24 protein-coding genes are annotated in these 15833 nt (G+C 37.2%); 19 read left to right on the top strand and 5 right to left on the bottom strand.

Features of this window, described 5'->3' with window-relative positions; translation table 11 throughout:
• Window positions 1–230: 230 nt before the first annotated feature.
• Window positions 231–875, top strand: coding sequence for a type I-E CRISPR-associated protein Cas6/Cse3/CasE (locus FTU46_RS14295; protein WP_227504916.1), 645 nt, complete (start codon window positions 231–233; stop codon window positions 873–875).
• Window positions 876–1021: 146 nt separating this feature from the next.
• A complete protein-coding gene (locus FTU46_RS14300; protein WP_308912460.1) occupies window positions 1022–2035 on the top strand; it encodes a hypothetical protein in 1014 nt (337 codons plus the stop codon).
• Between the two features lie 142 nt (window positions 2036–2177).
• Here FTU46_RS14300 and FTU46_RS14305 read toward each other — a convergent pair whose 3' ends face one another.
• Window positions 2178–2366 (bottom strand): hypothetical protein, encoded by a 189-nt coding sequence (locus FTU46_RS14305; protein ID WP_024160741.1) that lies wholly within the window; start codon window positions 2364–2366, stop codon window positions 2178–2180.
• Window positions 2367–2526: 160 nt separating this feature from the next.
• Here FTU46_RS14305 and FTU46_RS14310 point away from each other — a divergent pair, with 160 nt between their 5' ends.
• Complete coding sequence (locus tag FTU46_RS14310) at window positions 2527–2871, top strand: hypothetical protein (protein WP_038350037.1); 345 nt, start codon at window positions 2527–2529, stop codon at window positions 2869–2871.
• The gene (locus FTU46_RS14315) at window positions 2871–3140 is read left to right on the top strand and encodes a hypothetical protein (RefSeq protein ID WP_038350036.1); all 270 of its coding nucleotides are present in this window, start codon (window positions 2871–2873) and stop codon (window positions 3138–3140) included. The genes FTU46_RS14310 and FTU46_RS14315 overlap by 1 nt, the downstream gene beginning before the upstream one ends.
• 79 nt (window positions 3141–3219) lie before the next feature.
• On the opposite strand, the gene FTU46_RS14320 is transcribed toward FTU46_RS14315, so the two are convergent.
• A complete protein-coding gene (locus FTU46_RS14320; RefSeq protein WP_024160744.1) occupies window positions 3220–3546 on the bottom strand; it encodes an H-NS family nucleoid-associated regulatory protein in 327 nt (108 codons plus the stop codon).
• Between the two features lie 186 nt (window positions 3547–3732).
• Between FTU46_RS14320 and FTU46_RS14325 the strand changes: the two genes are divergently transcribed.
• The 5 genes from FTU46_RS14325 to FTU46_RS14345 all read left to right on the top strand — a co-directional run bounded on the left by FTU46_RS14325 (window position 3733) and on the right by FTU46_RS14345 (window position 7161).
• Entirely contained in the window at window positions 3733–4557 is an 825-nt protein-coding gene (locus tag FTU46_RS14325; protein ID WP_038350035.1) for a hypothetical protein, read from the top strand.
• Between the two features lie 227 nt (window positions 4558–4784).
• Window positions 4785–5213, top strand: coding sequence for a hypothetical protein (locus FTU46_RS14330; protein WP_024160746.1), 429 nt, complete (start codon window positions 4785–4787; stop codon window positions 5211–5213).
• A complete protein-coding gene (locus tag FTU46_RS14335) occupies window positions 5213–6106 on the top strand; it encodes a hypothetical protein (protein WP_038350034.1) in 894 nt (297 codons plus the stop codon). The genes FTU46_RS14330 and FTU46_RS14335 overlap by 1 nt, the downstream gene beginning before the upstream one ends.
• A 41-nt stretch (window positions 6107–6147) precedes the next feature.
• Window positions 6148–6573 (top strand): hypothetical protein, encoded by a 426-nt coding sequence (locus FTU46_RS14340; RefSeq protein ID WP_038350033.1) that lies wholly within the window; start codon window positions 6148–6150, stop codon window positions 6571–6573.
• A gap of 93 nt (window positions 6574–6666) precedes the next feature.
• Complete coding sequence (locus FTU46_RS14345) at window positions 6667–7161, top strand: hypothetical protein (RefSeq protein WP_024160749.1); 495 nt, start codon at window positions 6667–6669, stop codon at window positions 7159–7161.
• Here the strand turns inward: FTU46_RS14345 and FTU46_RS14350 are convergent.
• On the bottom strand, window positions 7153–7413 hold the full coding sequence (locus FTU46_RS14350; RefSeq protein ID WP_024160750.1) for a hypothetical protein: 261 nt from the start codon (window positions 7411–7413) through the stop codon (window positions 7153–7155). The genes FTU46_RS14345 and FTU46_RS14350 overlap by 9 nt on opposite strands.
• 358 nt (window positions 7414–7771) lie before the next feature.
• Here FTU46_RS14350 and FTU46_RS14355 point away from each other — a divergent pair, with 358 nt between their 5' ends.
• Window positions 7772–8308, top strand: a complete 537-nt coding sequence (locus FTU46_RS14355; protein ID WP_038350032.1) for a hypothetical protein — start codon at window positions 7772–7774, stop codon at window positions 8306–8308.
• 104 nt (window positions 8309–8412) lie between these two features.
• Here FTU46_RS14355 and FTU46_RS14360 read toward each other — a convergent pair whose 3' ends face one another.
• Window positions 8413–8868, bottom strand: coding sequence for a hypothetical protein (locus tag FTU46_RS14360; protein WP_005028529.1), 456 nt, complete (start codon window positions 8866–8868; stop codon window positions 8413–8415).
• A gap of 197 nt (window positions 8869–9065) precedes the next feature.
• Here FTU46_RS14360 and FTU46_RS14365 point away from each other — a divergent pair, with 197 nt between their 5' ends.
• The 9 genes from FTU46_RS14365 to FTU46_RS14405 all read left to right on the top strand — a co-directional run bounded on the left by FTU46_RS14365 (window position 9066) and on the right by FTU46_RS14405 (window position 15126).
• On the top strand, window positions 9066–9278 hold the full coding sequence (locus FTU46_RS14365; RefSeq protein WP_005006071.1) for a hypothetical protein: 213 nt from the start codon (window positions 9066–9068) through the stop codon (window positions 9276–9278).
• A gap of 69 nt (window positions 9279–9347) precedes the next feature.
• Window positions 9348–10106 carry a Fic family protein gene (locus tag FTU46_RS14370; RefSeq protein WP_005006069.1) on the top strand — a complete coding sequence of 253 codons (759 nt, stop codon included), beginning with the start codon at window positions 9348–9350 and terminating at the stop codon, window positions 10104–10106.
• Window positions 10107–10250: 144 nt separating this feature from the next.
• On the top strand, window positions 10251–10814 hold the full coding sequence (locus FTU46_RS14375) for a hypothetical protein (protein ID WP_057694171.1): 564 nt from the start codon (window positions 10251–10253) through the stop codon (window positions 10812–10814).
• 43 nt (window positions 10815–10857) lie between these two features.
• Window positions 10858–11388: a hypothetical protein gene (locus tag FTU46_RS14380; protein ID WP_005006061.1), complete on the top strand. Its 531-nt coding sequence runs from the start codon at window positions 10858–10860 to the stop codon at window positions 11386–11388.
• A 250-nt stretch (window positions 11389–11638) separates the two neighbouring features.
• Window positions 11639–12481, top strand: coding sequence for a hypothetical protein (locus FTU46_RS14385; RefSeq protein ID WP_033917490.1), 843 nt, complete (start codon window positions 11639–11641; stop codon window positions 12479–12481).
• 12 nt (window positions 12482–12493) lie between these two features.
• Window positions 12494–12808: a hypothetical protein gene (locus FTU46_RS14390; protein WP_024160757.1), complete on the top strand. Its 315-nt coding sequence runs from the start codon at window positions 12494–12496 to the stop codon at window positions 12806–12808.
• A gap of 72 nt (window positions 12809–12880) precedes the next feature.
• Complete coding sequence (locus FTU46_RS14395) at window positions 12881–13357, top strand: hypothetical protein (protein ID WP_005006052.1); 477 nt, start codon at window positions 12881–12883, stop codon at window positions 13355–13357.
• A 175-nt stretch (window positions 13358–13532) separates the two neighbouring features.
• Window positions 13533–14630 carry a phosphohydrolase gene (locus FTU46_RS14400; protein WP_005028536.1) on the top strand — a complete coding sequence of 366 codons (1098 nt, stop codon included), beginning with the start codon at window positions 13533–13535 and terminating at the stop codon, window positions 14628–14630.
• A 157-nt stretch (window positions 14631–14787) separates the two neighbouring features.
• Complete coding sequence (locus FTU46_RS14405) at window positions 14788–15126, top strand: hypothetical protein (RefSeq protein WP_005006049.1); 339 nt, start codon at window positions 14788–14790, stop codon at window positions 15124–15126.
• Between the two features lie 69 nt (window positions 15127–15195).
• On the opposite strand, the gene FTU46_RS16885 is transcribed toward FTU46_RS14405, so the two are convergent.
• A complete protein-coding gene (locus FTU46_RS16885; RefSeq protein WP_087554211.1) occupies window positions 15196–15693 on the bottom strand; it encodes a cold shock domain-containing protein in 498 nt (165 codons plus the stop codon).
• Between the last annotated feature and the right edge of the window lie 140 nt (window positions 15694–15833).

Below are 15833 nucleotides of genomic sequence, written 5' to 3' on the forward strand. Positions count from 1 at the left end.
AATTGTGGTTGGTTTTCATAATATGAGTGTTACGCTTTACTTCCACACAAAACTGGTGTTCCTATATCAATTTTGAGGGTTTTAAGTATATTATAAGCCACTTTTGTTAAATGCACATAGAAGTTACTTTTAGCGTTTATAAATGCTGAATAATACCCTTATTGTCAATAAGGCGCTATTTAAAGGCAATGGTTCTTAATAATGCTGTTTATAGAAAACTGGATATCGAAATGAGTCTGAATAACATAAAACTAACAGCCAATTGTTTTGCCCTTACACATCCTGAAAATGAAAAGAACTTGTTCAAGTACATTTTTAGAGAAATGTTTAAACGAAATAAGGTCGAGACATTCTGTTCCGCAAAAGTCATATTTTTTACAGATGGCAAGCACATCTATTTAAGAACGTGCGTATCGGACGTCAAAATCCCAATGGCCAAAGAATACATTGAAATTTCGCACGGTCAGCAAATCACTGGAAAAATCATGGTTCCTCTTAACCGTGAATGTAGCTTTAACCGCCAAGAAATTGAAGAATACATTTCGGTCCACGGCGAAAAACCCAAAGGCAATTCAGGTAAGAAGCGTAAAAATCTAACTGGAGATGAAGCAGCCGAATTCACCAAAAACGCTCTTAGTAGCAAAGGTCTATTGGATGTCACTATAATTGAGCAACAATGTGGACCACAGCTCAGCATTTTGAATATTCCAGTCCAGACCATAGATATTTCATTTAGTGCGACTGTTGGTGATTTAGAGCTATTTAAAACAGCATGGCTCAATGGTATTGGTCGTGATAAAACCTACGGCTTTGGAATGATCCGCTTAGATGGTACTTTGTTTACACCGCCTTGTAATAATAGTGCTCACGCCTAATCGAAAGGACTTTTAAAGTCCTTTTTTAAACGAAATTTTTTCAGATATTGATCTGATATAGATCCTGGTTGCTCAACATGAGAAATAAAGATTTAGATCCAAAGATAGGAATACCACTTAAAGTCATCACAGCGCGATTAGAACATGTGAAGTTTAACCTCAATGGCTTAATGAAATGTGTAGAAGCTTATGCGATCGCACGACAAAACAGTAAAGATCCGCACGAATGCCTAATCAGTGGTGATGAATGGACATATGCTGCACTAGATTGTCGAGATCCTATCTGGCGTGAACGAATGAAACGCACCAGTACCATTATGGGTGTTCAAGCCACTGGCCAAGAAATTCCACTCTCATTTATCAATCAGCTACCTTGCAACATTGGTGAAATCATTACTCTTGGCTCATGGAGCCTAACCAAAAATATTTATCGGTTTGAAGATCAAGTCATTCAAATGCTTGTAAAGACCGAGTACAACCGCAGTATCCCCGGTTTCCTATTAAACCTACCTGATATTGCGATCTACGTTCAAACCGACAATGCCAATCTCTACGTGCAAAATGAACAAGTGGTCGGTGTTATTTTTGCGAAAAACACGTTGAACGATCGCAAGGTGCTATTTACCACGGTATATACCGATACTGGCTTAGCAAAAACCATTACCATGCACTTCCCTGATGATGATGATTTTGAATCAACTGTTGAGGACTGCATGACCGATTTCATTGATACGTTTTTTGATGAAAAGAACTTGCCAGATGAACAAGAAATTAACACGTTCATGGAACTGCAGAAGAAGCTAATCAATTTGATTCTATGGTTCAGCCAAAAAGAACCAGATCTCAGACCATTAACACCAGAAACAACACAAGCCAGGCCTAAATTAGAGCTGATTAAGCGTGAATTGCGTTTATTTGAGGCCAATAAGTACAAGCCGACTATTGTTGGTACCGAAACAAATAAAAAGATCAATGAAGCGATCCTAAAGCGCGATGAAGATCTAAAGTCTGGCAACTACAAAGGTACCAAAAAACCACATCCACGGGTTCCTCACTGGAACTTTTACTGGTTGGGCAAACGTGGTACCAAAGAAAAATGGGTTAACCATTGGATACCATTTCAGATTGTTGGCGGTGTGCCTAAAGAAAAAGGGCTCTAAGGAATAAGTTATTAATTACGCAATGGTTGGGTAGTCTAAAAAATATTGGATTCCAACACTGATTCCGTAAAGCCAGTAAAAGCCCCATGAAATAAGAAAGAGCCCTATGTTGGCTCTTATTTTGTTTTTGTAAATCTCAATTTTAACGCAGCGTGATTTTCACTTTACCAACACACTTTTTGTTTAGTGGGCGATTATTACTATCTACCCGTCTCAAATAGCCACATTGACTACAAGCAAAAGTATCATTACCTGAATCATTCGTAAATTTAAGCCAAATGTGACCATTGCCATCGTCTATATCTGTTTTAACGTATTTATCTAGATTCATGCTTAAACCTCTTAATAAGCTCACTCGATAATAACAATAGTTTTGCTTAGATAGTATTTTTCCAAAAGGAATTATTAGCAGATTTTATATGTTTTTTAAGAAAAGTTTTTGAGCGCTTTTATTTATTAAAATTGAATTATTAAGCAAGGAGTTATAAAGCATGGCTAAATCAATAGACCAGTTATGGAGTGAATTACAGCAGATTCAATTTGATGAATCTAATTCCTTACCATGCGAATTCCATATCTGGAATAAAGGTACATATCGCTATCAGATCCTAGATTGGTTTGAAGCAAATTCTGAAAATGGCGTATTAAGCTTGCAAGGCAAAACCCATAAAACATTATGGGAAGAGTTTGGCAACACCCCGATAAACAATGATGATGAAATCGAAGAAGACTTTCATCTATGGGGCAAAGGTACAGACCGCTTCATTATCTGGCACTGGTTTGATGATCAATTAGAACACGGTGTAATTAGCTTAATTGAGAAAGGAGTTGCGTAATGGGATTATTTACTTGCCCTCACTGTAATAGTGATATTGATACTAACGATAAAAAGTCTGGCCATCAGGTGAATGATGTAATTCAAGAAACCTTTTGTTCTGTTGACTGCAGTATTGAATATCTGGTGCATAACTCACAAATGATTGCAGTAGATCAATACGGAAGTTTGCCATTAAGCAATGAAAACCTGAATGAATTCATTGAAGCATTTTCTAATGAGGGTGTTGAAGATGATGTGTTAGAACACATCAAAGCTGAACTTTGTTAAGTAATCGCGCACCTGCTCTAAACAACACTGACAATGGCATTTAAAAAAAGGGCTTAAATCATTTAAGCCCTTTTAATATTTATACGATAAGAAAACTTTCTAATGTTTTACCAGATTCAATCTCACGATTTAACCAGGATGGACGTTTACCACGACCGGCCCACACTTCTTTGTGGTTATTCGGGTTGCGATATTTAGGATCTGCTTTAACCACTGGCTTTTTATTTAATTTACGATTTTCGCCGTGCTCATTTAATTCAAGAATAGTTAAGCCTAATTCTTTTGCGATCTCAAACATTTTGAGATAACCGTCATCAAGTTTCTTATTCTCTACTACAACAATTTGGTTTTGTGCCTTTTTAATTAGGTCTTCTAACTGGTCTTTACTTAGGTTTTCAACTTCCATAACTAATCTCGAAAATTTGGATATATCAAATATACACCAGTGCGTTTTGTTTACAACCGCATACGGTACTTTTAATTGATTAAAATATTCGACTTATTCCATGGCTATTCTAATTTTTAAGCATAAGTTATTCCCACTTTAAATCCATTAATCTAAAAATACATTCAACCTGTTAGGTAAATTAATATGCACAAGTATCTCATGATGAATCTTGCGATTAACGAAACATCAGCACTACCAATTGGTATCCGTATTTGTGATTTTAATATCGGCTTATATGCCTCTAAGAAAATTTCAGAAGTGCCAGCTTTAATGGCATTGGTTAATTACACCCTGTTTAAGTATTCAAGCTATGAGAGTGAAGAACTTGAAGACATTGAAACCTTATTAGAAGAACATGATTTTAAAACTCGCTATGACTCTTGGGAAATCAGCGGTGATTCTTTTTACGTTTTAGGTTTTAAAGAAATTACAAAAGACGAGTTTGAATTATTGCAAAAACTTGACCTGTTGACTGTGGTAGACGAATACAACTACCACCATAAACTTTTGTCGAATCATGGTGAGCATAAGTTTGACGAATATTTCAAAAACTTTAACGAGTCTAAAGAGCAAGAAATCTTGAAGCAGTTTAAAGACATTGCATTCAACCTAAAAAGTGATGCCCCTTTAAACTCGACATTTGCTCAAGACGTTATAGAGTTGCTGACTACCTACAAGTTTGGTACAGCTTTAGAACCTATCGACAGCACTCACAGCGATACAAGAAACCGTTTCTACTTTAGCCATACGCTTGAGGGTGACTTCGCATCTGGAGCTATTCAGGTCATTATTTCAAATTACAAAGAAACTGGCGTCAAAAACCCTTATTCAGTGATTGAGCCTTTAAATCTTGAAATTATGCTTGAAGATGAACAATGTTTTGATGATGAATATGCAAATCTCGTTGTTGAATGCGAGTATGTGTTTAATCTTATTAAGACCGACTTATACACCAACACTTTTGAATAAACCAAGCCTTTAAGAGAGAAATCTCTTAAAGTTGCGCTTAAAAACGTAAACGATGTTTTTTTAATTGATTAAAAAAGGTTTTGAATTTTTAGCGCTGCAATGGCGCTCGTCATTATTAATTCTTTCTGGATGCTTAAATAAGTATTTTTTAAAAAAACTTTATCCGTTCATATTCTTAATATAATGAAACCAAATCAAGCAAATAGCTTAAAACTTGGAGAAAGCTCATGAATTTAAACCCTAATTTTTGCCCGATCGATTTTAACGAAGTTTACGGCAGTACTGACAATTTACCTTTGTTCTTGGTTAAAGCGTCACGCCAGGATTCTAACGATGACGAGCATAGTGAGTATTTCTTCATTCGAGCACCTCATGAGCACCGTTTAGCTTTCTTCCTTGCTCACATGTTCAAATCACATGTAGATAATGCCCTTTTGACCTTGGAAAACTTGGCTGAAGAAAATTATCAAAATATCCCTGAATTGGAAGAGTTGATGTCTTCATATGGTGTGATTGATGGCGTTGGCGTGGATACACTTTTTGATTTCCGCGCTAAGGAACTCACACTTGATAAAGCGCTGGAGCTAGTCGAATTCATTGAAATTAACCCACTCAATACTGATATTGTGGGCTCACTATTCTTGGAGGCACTTTAATGAATAGTAGCTTTATCTTAATTAATGAAGCTATGGCGCCTATTCGTAAGAATACGGCGCTTTTGGAAACCCTGTTATCTATGATCAGTACTGCAGATCAAGACCACGGCGACCAAAGCCCAAGCTTTCACATTAATATCCATGCTGGCATTGAATTGCCTAATCATGAAATTGCATATACCACTTTAAAAGGTTTTGCAGAGCTGACCGAAGATCATAATCTTTGTATCTATATGAATCCTGAGCTGTCAGAAAATGGCTTTATGTTGCTATCCACTCAAAACGTGGTACCTGATTGCTATGACAATTCTATCTTTGTAGATCTGTCGAATCAGTTATGCAGTTTCTTCAATCAAGAAGTACAGCAGTTAAACGATCAAGCGCAAAAGGCGTTAAAGCTGTTGTTACAGCATAAAATCAATGGAACAGCGATTCGCACGTTCAACCCTGAACAATTGCAGATCTTACAGAAAATCGCTGCATTAGATAGCTTCATGCTCGATGACCAGCGCGATTGGTTTTACTTTTCCGAAGTGGCCATTGATAACGCCTATAAAGACATGAAAAAAGGTTTAGAACTGTTGGTTCTCAACGAAGATATTAAGGATGCACTTAAACAGCTACTTGATGCAAACAACATGGAGTTTTGTGATTTACCAATACTCGTGGTTTTGTATCCCCTACTGGTTAAGTCTGAAGAAAATAACGAACTGGTACAGGCTTGCTTAAGTCATCTCATTGGCAACAACTTAATCAATGAGCCGTTTATTGCTGGTGTACAACTTGAAGCTGGTGCATTTAATAGCGAAATAAACACCTATACTTTATTGCCACACATGAAAGCAGTAAAAGAATTGCTGATAGATATTGAAGCAGATCTCACAAAAGTTTAACCGTTTTACCTGAGCTAATTGCTCAAAACCTTGGAGTTGTTATGGATACTATTGTTCGCGTTAAATCAGTTGGTGTTTTAGGTCTATCATCTAAAATCACGACATTTGTAATCGACATCGAGCTTGATGGCGGTAAATTAAAAATTGAAGATCAATTGCTTCATTTTAAGAATACTTTACGTACAAGCTATCGAGAATATGATGAAAGTTTAGCGATCGTAAACAATAAGGCTATACTTTCCAATTTAGATAATGCAGTAAAACCAAACGAATTGCATGCTTTAGTTGATGATTATATCGACTCAGTTTGGGTAACAGATGCCAATAAAAACACCACTAAACAGCGCCGTGCGTCACTTGGTTTGCACAATCCAACGATAAAAGACAAAGGTGTTTTGAAAGAAGCCCTTTTAAGTGAAGTGAAATTAGCCTACAAAAACTATATCAATCAGAACGTAGAAGCCTGATCAGATCGGAAGTATGTTGCGACCAGCATACTTCTTTTTTTTTGAACCTTAGCCTAGAATCATCCAATATCATCGCTTCATACCAAGAGAATCATGCCATATCTCATATATTTAATGTTCCTTGCGTTTGCAAGCGCCGTAATTTTAGTGGAAGAGGCTTATGGTCTTAACATCCAATTATTTGCAATGGGGATTGTCGTCATCATTGGACAATTGGCAATTTTTTGTTTTATCAACGCAGCGATTAACATCAACAATGAAAAACAACATCGCAATGCCGTCAAAACCTTGCACTATGGCGCTTCATTTTCATTAATTGTGGTCACTACACTGGTCTATTTATATAAGTATGTGTTGCACAAACAGGAATATTTGACCATGGCGATTTACTTTTTAGGAACGTGGTTTGCCATCACCCTTTTTGACTCAGTGTTTAAGTTAGTCAAAGTTGGTATTTTTAATAGCAAGAAAGATAGTGCTGAAGTTGTGAACTCAACGCGTAAAGTGACGGTAGTTACTTTAGCGATCTGTATGATTGGGTATTACTTATTTAGCAAATATGCATTAAATATTAACGTACTAGACTAGGCATCTTGTAAACAAAACCGCACCTAATACACAAGCGCAATAACCAGCAAAAAAGAACATCCTTTTAATTATTGCGCTAATCTTTTCCGTCACAGTACCGTTATGAACAATAAAAACTATCATAAACATTAAAGCGATCGTGCAGAGGAATAAGGCAAAAACAATTAAATAAGTAAAAGCAAAGTCAAAGTTTAATACCACTGGAAAACCAATAGATACCGCCATTAAAGCTATTGTACTTGATGCATTCATATCTTAAAGCCCATCTAGCAACTAGCTTAATCGTAGCGATAAATAAGCTTTAAAACTGAAACTTTATTATTGAGATTGGTCAATGCACATTAAAAAAATGTGCTTGGTATATACCAGAAAGCAAAGAACCAGACGCAAAACGCCTGGCTCTTTAAAATTGAAAGGTGAATAAAAAAACACAAATCACTTGAACGCATTTCTTATTCAAGGTCAGTTTAATTAGATTTCTTGCCATTGTCTATGTAATGTAAACGTGGACAGCATTAAAACAATCTATATTTTTTGAAAAAAGTTTTGAAAAGGTACAGTGAAATATAATGAATGTATGGGCTCAATGCTCACCATTTGGAGAAATTATATGAACTTTAAAATCTTATCTAAAACAAAAGTTGTTGGTCTACAAGAAGATTCTCTCACCTCTTTTCAAAATTTTATGTTTGAAAATATTGCATGGGATAGCCAAGTCCGTGCTGATTATTACCAGTCAAATAAGAATACTGTACTGCTGGAGCTACCAGTACGTTTACGCCGTGACATTCAAATCGAAAATATCAACGGCGCTTTAGATGCACTAGTTGATTTTGAGCTGATCTACAAGCAAGACCAAGGCAAGTTGGTATCTTCATTGGTCGTTGATACGCAGTACTTGTTATGTATAAATGATCAGGATATTGATCTTTGGTCAATCGACAGCGAACTCAGTTTCTTACAAGAAGCTGACCGCAATCACCTTAAGAAGCTTATGCGTCATTGCGATGATCGTTTCCATGCGTGGATGCGCGAGATTAAGTCTTACTTCAATCGTTTGACAGTACAGCCGTTGCATCTTGATATGCAGATCAAAATACGCAAGATCGTAGGCTATACAGCGGTGCTACCTAAGACCTTTCCATAAGGTTTTAGGTGTCAGTATAAAAACAAATAGACCGCAATTAAGCGGTCTATTTGTTTTTGCCTAAAACGGCGTTAACAGATCTATGTAATATTTAGCCCTTAAAACTATTGGCAAGTATCTGAATAACGCTCAGCACTTCCAAAGAATGATTTACCCTGATTGTCCACGATGTCTACATACAGATCTGGTTTAACTGGAGCATTGGCGAATACAGAGCAATAAAACGGATGAATCTTTTCATTCACAAAGCGGTTTAAAGAGTCAGTTTCATCAGAAGAGTATTTATCTGCAGTTTTGCTAGACATCTGAACGTTCATATTAAAGTGTTTTGAATACTTCACTTTTTTAAGTACCGCACCAGTTTCAATCTGGTACGGTGTTTTAGTGTTAAGTAAACGCTCAACTTTACGTTTGTTTTCAGCAGTAGGAGAAAGCGCAACAGCAGATTTTAAGCTGTTTGTATTCAGGTTATTTAAAGAACTATTAGCTAAAACAGCGCACGACATAGACACTGAGATTATTGCAACTGCAAATAGTTTTAGTGTTTTGAATACGTTCATGTTTAACGACTTTCCTGTATATACTTAAATTATATACTTAATATACGATATTTGATTTTTTTGGAATTTTAATCTTATTTGATTTTGTTAATCGGTATATACCAATAAGATTGTTTATACGCAATTTAGCAAGAATCGCCCCCTTGTTTGGGGTTACAATTATTGTAATTTACAGATTGTTGATACAGGAAACCGATATGTCTGAAGAAGTAAAATACGAAGACCGTGTACGTGCTGCATACCGTTCTGCTCAAGGCAATGTAGCTCAAGAGTTCTCCCCTCACATTGTTAAAGCATGTGAAGCATCATCAAACGCACGTATGGAGCGCTTAGCAACTGGTCAAACAACATTTGACGAGGAAGAAGCTGCATTGATGAAGAAATGGAATGCACTTAAAAACAAAGCCTAATGATCGCGAATACAACCTAATCTAGCTTACAGCGGATTACCAAACCCAATCACTCATAAGTAGAACAATATGGACGATAAACTTGAGTTTTATTTAGATGCGAAAGACATCTTATCTCAACCTACCAGTTGCCAAGCGCAAGGCGACTATAAAAAGGCACTGGAAAAAGAAATCACGGAACATCGAATAGCGAAAATGGAAATTTCGCCGTTACGTGGCAATTACGATCTCGACCACCTCTCTAAAATCCATGAAAAAATCTTTGAGCATATTTACGATTGGGCTGGAGAAGTGCGTCTGGACGACATTTCTAAACGTGCGATCGACCCGAACGGTAATTATGAAATCGGTCATTTCCTAGATAAAAACCTGATCCCTGATGAACTGAATAAGTTCTCACAGGCGGTTAAAGAAAAAGACCACCTGAAAGGTTTGGACAAAGACCAGTTTGTGCAAGAGTTCACTCAGCTTTATGCCAAGTTAAATGAAGCTCACCCTTTTGAAGAGGGTAACGGTCGCGCTGCTAAACTGATGATGAACCAGCTGGCGAATGATGCTGGTTACACCATGGTATATAGCAAGGTCGCCGTATCAGATTGGAACTATGCGTTTAAACGTTCACTGACAGATCAAGAGCTTTATGTCGGTGAAAACTATGAAAACCTAGAACCGATGGAACAAGACCTCTCTTACCTTTTAAAAGTCATGGACAATATCATTGAACCATACGATCTAGTCCTGAAGCTTGAAAATACTGAAGAACAAGAGCAAGAACAGGAAAATGACCAGGATAAATCAAATGATGATGATTCACCGAGTTACGGATAATTAGATTAATCTGTATACGATAGCTTTTAATTGATTAAAAGATTCTTGAAAAAAGAATCTTTTTTTTGAGAAAAATTTATAATGAAGTGACTCAGATTAAAATAAAACCTTAGGAAAATATTGTCCGAAACTTGGAGATGAATAATGAATAACGCAGCACATCAATTTGCAAATAAAGTGGTCGCTCAATACCAATTTACAAACGGAAGTGATTCAAGTCTGAATCATTTAATTATCGGCAACAGCACCGCAGAAATTATCGACACCTTAATTTATATGCTTTTCTCAAGCCATGCTGAAACCTATGACGATGGCGTTGTTTGGTTTAAATCAGTGGACGCAATTAATGTTGAGAAGTCTTACATTACTTACAACAGTCGAGAAAGCTGCATTTTTGCTTATTTTGTGTTTGATAAAAATCCATTAATGCTGAAAACAACCGCATTGCATATTGATAATGTTTGTTACTTTGGATGTGAAAGTGACACCACCAATAAAACCATCGAATTTTTAGAAAAATTCAAAGTTCGTGTATCCCTTGCTAAAGAGTGCCACAAGTTCAAATTCAATACTGAGCATCATGAAACCTTGATGCATGAAACCATCAAAACCTTAAAAACTATCTATGAAGAACATAACGACATGGATGCCGAAAAGTTATCTCAACACCATGACACAACTCATTTAGTTAACACATTTCTTGCTTAAACGTACACCATACAATAAACAAAACCCGAAAAAGGATATAACAATGCTATTAGGCGCTTTAAAACAATCTCTAAGCTCAGTCATCGACATGAACCGCTACACCGCCCTTTGCTCACATGTGGAGGGTGAAAACTTGCCGTTATGCGCTCAATTTCGTGTACTTAAATATATCTTTGGTGTGCATGGTCTAAGCGCACTTAAAAATTACAAAGAAGTTGAACACATTGACGAAGCCTTTTTGAAAAAACACTTCCTACGCATGATGAACTATGACTTTGAAGCAGTCATATACCTTGCTATGGTCGGCATGCGCGAACTTATCTTAGAAGCTGATGCTTTTGACCATGACGGCGAACAAAACACCCAAAATGAGCTTAAACAAGCATTCCAATACGTTTCAGAAAATGACGTTCGTAATTTTGCTTATGTCACTCACATGGGCTATTCAGAAAAGTATTTCAACTGGAATATCATTCGCCACCAGTCTAAAGATGAAGCGGATAATCCCCTCACCTTTTGGTTATTTAAGAATGCAATGTATTCACTATTTTTCAACTTAGCCAATCGGGAATAATGCCCCAACTCATTAAGAGTATTTAAGTCCGAACTTAAGTACTCTTTTTTTTGCATTAGAAAAATAGACCGGTATATACGCTGTCTAAGCATGGCTTAAAACGTATACGATGATTTTAATTGATTAAAATATTTTAAATATCCTTTACGTGTTTTAGGTCGGTTAATTAATTCCAATAAAGTTATTCATTAGTATTTTTTAAATAAAATGACTCTATCGAAAGCAATTGCTTAAAACTTGGAGTCCTCTAATGCATCAACTAGATAAGCTAAATCATTTAAAAAATATCATCAAGCAAGTACCACATGAACGTTTTGATCTGGATTTATGGCGCACGATACCTGGTACCGACAATATGACTTTTGCTCAACTTATAAATAGTGATGCTAATTGTTGCGTTATAGGTTGGGCGACAGCTGATGAAACATTTAAAAGACTTAACTTCATGATGTTAGACGGCGTTCCCCTTTATGCACCATTCCGTGCGAATACTGGTGAGCCATTCACTTATGAAGAACTCAAAACAAATGTTGTTTATCGCGGTTCTGAAGCAGTACGTGAGTTTTTTGGACTCAATTATGAAGATGTCGATCATATTATTTTTGAGAGCAATTACGCTTTTGAAGACCCAATCAAAGACGAGATTATTGATCATATCAACCATGTTATTGATCGTGTAAACATCCGTCCACAAGACCTTGACCATTTGTTATCTAGCTCAATTGTTGCACTGGATAAAGAAGTCCGTGAGTTCACTTTAAATGATGATGAAGTCCGTGAAATATCTGTTGTGGTTGATTGCTTCAATAAGTTTTTCCCCGATGGTGCTTATCTTGAGTTTGTTGCTACGGTCAACGTACCAGGTGATTGTGATCCACTGGAATACATCGCCAGCAATTACAACATTAAAGAGCCATTAGCTTTCGTTCCTAAGCCGAATGAAGCATTAGAAGAATATCTGGAAACATACCCGATCGAACATCTCATGCATAACTGGCAAGAGGATTTCATTTCGCCGTATGACGAAATCATTAATCAACGTTTAACGCATATCGCATTGCAAAATTTAAATAGCGCAAAAGTAGTTCAATAAGGAAACCTACCCATGACAATTGAAAATCCGCAACTCGTCAGTGCCATCAACGAACTTGGCTTTTACTTGCCACAGCAAGTACAACAGATACCGAACACCACAGAAGCCGGTTTTCGTGTGTATGTGATCGATACAGCAAAACATACCAACATCGAGGCACTAATTAGTGCTATTGAGAATGTCAGTATCACTTCACAGCCCTTTTCTTTTCAAGATGATTACGACATGGGCGTGTTTTTTGAGGGATTTAGTTTCTTCTTGCCTATGCTCATTACACAAGACAGTGATGCACCTTTACCACTGTTCTTAATTCAACTGGATTTGTAAGTCCAACAGCGGTACGTGCGCCAGTATGTACCGCTACCCCTTTTGGCACACCGCCTAAAACTTGGAGCAGATATGAACAAAGCAACGACCGTTGAGCGTTTAGAAAAGCTGATTGAGCTAGTGATCGAGGTCATTCCTGATGAAAGCTTTGATTTCGACATTTGGCGTGATTATGACGCAAGCCATACAGAACAACACACCGATTTCTTTTCAGGTTTCACCACTGAAGAATTGTTAGATAAAAATATTGTAGGATGCCTGATTGGTTGGGCTACGTCTGTCGAGTATTTCCAAAATCTAGGTTTCAATTTTCATGGTTCTGTTGGGCCAATCTTCATGTATGAAAAAATACTCAGCAATGAAGAGCTAAAAGATGCGCCTGTTGTCACTGTACCAGTCGTTTACCAGTGGAAAGCAGTACGTGAGTTTTTTGGCATCACTCAGGAAGATGCTTTGGTGATGTTTAGCTATGACAATTACGACCAGGCCAAAATTGATAAGGACACAATGATTCGATTTATTGAACGCATCATCCAAAAATATAAGTAACCACCGAAACGGCGCAATGCCGTTTTGCTAGGCGTTATAACCGCTTACGATGGATTTTATTTGATTAAAATATCTCGATATTTTTAAATTTTGAGAAAAGTTTTCCCCTGGTACACCCCTCTATACTTAATCCATAGCAAGCAAGGCACAAAGCCTTAAATCTGGAGTAAGTCGAATGAATACAGCGCATAAGTACGATGATCAAGTCATCATCCCCACAATAGCCGGGCAACTGGAGTTGCTGTCTGGTACCGATCTAAACAAAGAACTGGCTGAGCATGTTTTTCATGAAGCACCAGACATCGATCTAAGTATCTATGACATTTTTATTGTCTGCTTAAGTGGCGGTAAGGATTCGATTGCAGCGTATTTACGCTTACTGGATGCTGGAGTAGATAAAAGCAAAATTGAGCTTTGGCACCACAAAATTGATGAAGAAAACCAGCCGTTCATGGATTGGGTGTTCATGGAAAACTATACCAAAGCATTCGCTCAGGCATTCGACACACCATTGTACTTCAGTTGGCTCGAGGGCGGTTTCCTTGGCGAAATGCTCAAAGAAAACAGCTACTCAAAACCCCACTTCGTAGAAACACCAGAGGGCTTAATTAAGCTTGAACGCGATAACAACCGCAGTAAACCAGGCACACGCTTGAAGTTCCCACAACAAGCAGCCAGCCTCATGACGCGCTGGTGTTCTTCAGCGTTAAAGATCGATGTCGGACGCAGAGCATTGAACAACCAAGAACGTTTTGACGGCAAGAACATTTGTTTTATCACTGGTGAACGCCGTGAAGAGTCACCAAACCGCAGTAAGTACAACCAGCTAGAACCGCACCCATGCGACCGTAGAAGCGGTAAGAAAGCAAGACGCGTTGACTGGTGGAAGAACGTGCTTCACTTCACTGAAGAGCAAGTATGGGCGTTACTGGAGAAGTACAAGGTTACGCCACCAGTGCCATATCGCTTAGGTTGGGGCCGTAGCTCATGCATGACCTGTATCTTCAACAGTCCTAAAATCTGGTCAACCATCAGCACCTACTACCCTGAACGCGCTCAGCTGATCGCTGGTTATGAACAAAAGTTTGACTGTACGATCAGTCGCTCAAAGATCGATGTCGTCAGTCTGAGCAATCGCATTGAGCCATTCGACATTCAGGATATGGAAGCACTGGTACAGTCCAAAATTGAAAGTTATTACCTACCAGTGTTCACGGATAACTGGACGGTTCCACCAGGCGCATTCAACAAGGAGGGTTGTGGATCGCTGTAAATTAGGGTGCCATTTGGCACCTTTTTAGGATGAAAACCGCAAGCGATGTTTTTTAATTGATTAAAAATGGTTTGGAATAATTTTGTTTTTGAATAAGTTTTTGACACCACCTGTCAGCATAAAATGATTTTAAACCAATCAATATGAGATGATGTTTATGACAACTTTAAACGAAACAATGCAAAAGTTCTGTAAAGCTAAGGCAATGATGACCTATTTAATGTCTGATGATCCTATCATTGATGAATCTGTCAGCCGTTACGAAAATTGGGCATTGGCTTATGACCTTTTGGTGAGTATTGGACATCTGGATCTAGAACAAGTTGAGCAGATCTGGAATGAAAAAACCCATACCAATTTTACGCTTTGGGGTGTAGTTGGTGAATGCTCAATAGAAGAAATTGTATCGTATGTGACAGAAGAATATGACGCTCAAGCTGTCACACTGGCGCAGATTAATGAATTACAAGACGGTAAAACACTGGCAGAAATCTAAAATCAACCTAAGGAATGAGTTATTAATTAAGTATTAATAGCTCATTTTTTATTGTCTGAAACTATACAACTACCACCTTGAATCATTTTCACAGGCATCGCCATCGCCGTCACCATCCATCATGGTATCTGGGCAGTTTTTCACAAACCAATCAGCTTCTTCTTTAGATCGCATTTGAGAGCAATGCTTACGACCATCGCATTTATAGGCTACTGGCTTTTGATATATAGCATTTGTAGTTTGATTATCTTTATATAGATATTTCTTTAATTGAATGCTACCTGGATATGCCACCCCAATAGCTATGCTAATAAAAATTATCCATAGATATATTGGCAATGGTTTTTGCTTGTCTTGCGTTTGTTCATGGTCGGAATAGTAAACATGGATTGCCCTATTTTTATTTTCTTTTTTAACTACCTCGAAATAAACCTCTCGACCTGGTATTGGCTGTTCACCTTTCTGAAAATCCTTAATATGGAAAAATACATCACCAAAATTACTCGTGGATATAAAACCAAAACCACGCTCAATATTATAATTTTTAATTGTTCCTGTTAGTACCACCTAAAACCTCAAATATATATTAAAAGCTATATTAATTATAATTATTAAACCTGAATAAATACTATCTTTTTTTTAAAAAAAAGTTTTAAGGTTTATGGATTTATTATAATTAAAACATCAAAAGCAATTGCTTAAAACTT

The sequence above is a fragment of the Acinetobacter sp. YH12108 genome, from assembly GCF_013419055.1.
GTDB lineage: Bacteria > Pseudomonadota > Gammaproteobacteria > Pseudomonadales > Moraxellaceae > Acinetobacter.

What these genes read in the sequence shown, in the direction of transcription:
- FTU46_RS14295 (WP_227504916.1), top strand. Translation starts at nt 231, where the DNA reads ATGAGTCTGAATAACATAAAACTAACAGCCAATTGTTTTGCCCTTACA.
- FTU46_RS14305 (WP_024160741.1), bottom strand. Translation starts at nt 2,366, where the DNA reads ATGAATCTAGATAAATACGTTAAAACAGATATAGACGATGGCAATGGT.
- FTU46_RS14310 (WP_038350037.1), top strand. Translation starts at nt 2,527, where the DNA reads ATGGCTAAATCAATAGACCAGTTATGGAGTGAATTACAGCAGATTCAA.
- FTU46_RS14315 (WP_038350036.1), top strand. Translation starts at nt 2,871, where the DNA reads ATGGGATTATTTACTTGCCCTCACTGTAATAGTGATATTGATACTAAC.
- FTU46_RS14320 (WP_024160744.1), bottom strand. Translation starts at nt 3,546, where the DNA reads ATGGAAGTTGAAAACCTAAGTAAAGACCAGTTAGAAGACCTAATTAAA.
- FTU46_RS14325 (WP_038350035.1), top strand. Translation starts at nt 3,733, where the DNA reads ATGCACAAGTATCTCATGATGAATCTTGCGATTAACGAAACATCAGCA.
- FTU46_RS14330 (WP_024160746.1), top strand. Translation starts at nt 4,785, where the DNA reads ATGAATTTAAACCCTAATTTTTGCCCGATCGATTTTAACGAAGTTTAC.
- FTU46_RS14335 (WP_038350034.1), top strand. Translation starts at nt 5,213, where the DNA reads ATGAATAGTAGCTTTATCTTAATTAATGAAGCTATGGCGCCTATTCGT.
- FTU46_RS14340 (WP_038350033.1), top strand. Translation starts at nt 6,148, where the DNA reads ATGGATACTATTGTTCGCGTTAAATCAGTTGGTGTTTTAGGTCTATCA.
- FTU46_RS14345 (WP_024160749.1), top strand. Translation starts at nt 6,667, where the DNA reads ATGCCATATCTCATATATTTAATGTTCCTTGCGTTTGCAAGCGCCGTA.
- FTU46_RS14350 (WP_024160750.1), bottom strand. Translation starts at nt 7,413, where the DNA reads ATGAATGCATCAAGTACAATAGCTTTAATGGCGGTATCTATTGGTTTT.
- FTU46_RS14355 (WP_038350032.1), top strand. Translation starts at nt 7,772, where the DNA reads ATGAACTTTAAAATCTTATCTAAAACAAAAGTTGTTGGTCTACAAGAA.
- FTU46_RS14360 (WP_005028529.1), bottom strand. Translation starts at nt 8,868, where the DNA reads ATGAACGTATTCAAAACACTAAAACTATTTGCAGTTGCAATAATCTCA.
- FTU46_RS14365 (WP_005006071.1), top strand. Translation starts at nt 9,066, where the DNA reads ATGTCTGAAGAAGTAAAATACGAAGACCGTGTACGTGCTGCATACCGT.
- FTU46_RS14370 (WP_005006069.1), top strand. Translation starts at nt 9,348, where the DNA reads ATGGACGATAAACTTGAGTTTTATTTAGATGCGAAAGACATCTTATCT.
- FTU46_RS14375 (WP_057694171.1), top strand. Translation starts at nt 10,251, where the DNA reads ATGAATAACGCAGCACATCAATTTGCAAATAAAGTGGTCGCTCAATAC.
- FTU46_RS14380 (WP_005006061.1), top strand. Translation starts at nt 10,858, where the DNA reads ATGCTATTAGGCGCTTTAAAACAATCTCTAAGCTCAGTCATCGACATG.
- FTU46_RS14385 (WP_033917490.1), top strand. Translation starts at nt 11,639, where the DNA reads ATGCATCAACTAGATAAGCTAAATCATTTAAAAAATATCATCAAGCAA.
- FTU46_RS14390 (WP_024160757.1), top strand. Translation starts at nt 12,494, where the DNA reads ATGACAATTGAAAATCCGCAACTCGTCAGTGCCATCAACGAACTTGGC.
- FTU46_RS14395 (WP_005006052.1), top strand. Translation starts at nt 12,881, where the DNA reads ATGAACAAAGCAACGACCGTTGAGCGTTTAGAAAAGCTGATTGAGCTA.
- FTU46_RS14400 (WP_005028536.1), top strand. Translation starts at nt 13,533, where the DNA reads ATGAATACAGCGCATAAGTACGATGATCAAGTCATCATCCCCACAATA.
- FTU46_RS14405 (WP_005006049.1), top strand. Translation starts at nt 14,788, where the DNA reads ATGACAACTTTAAACGAAACAATGCAAAAGTTCTGTAAAGCTAAGGCA.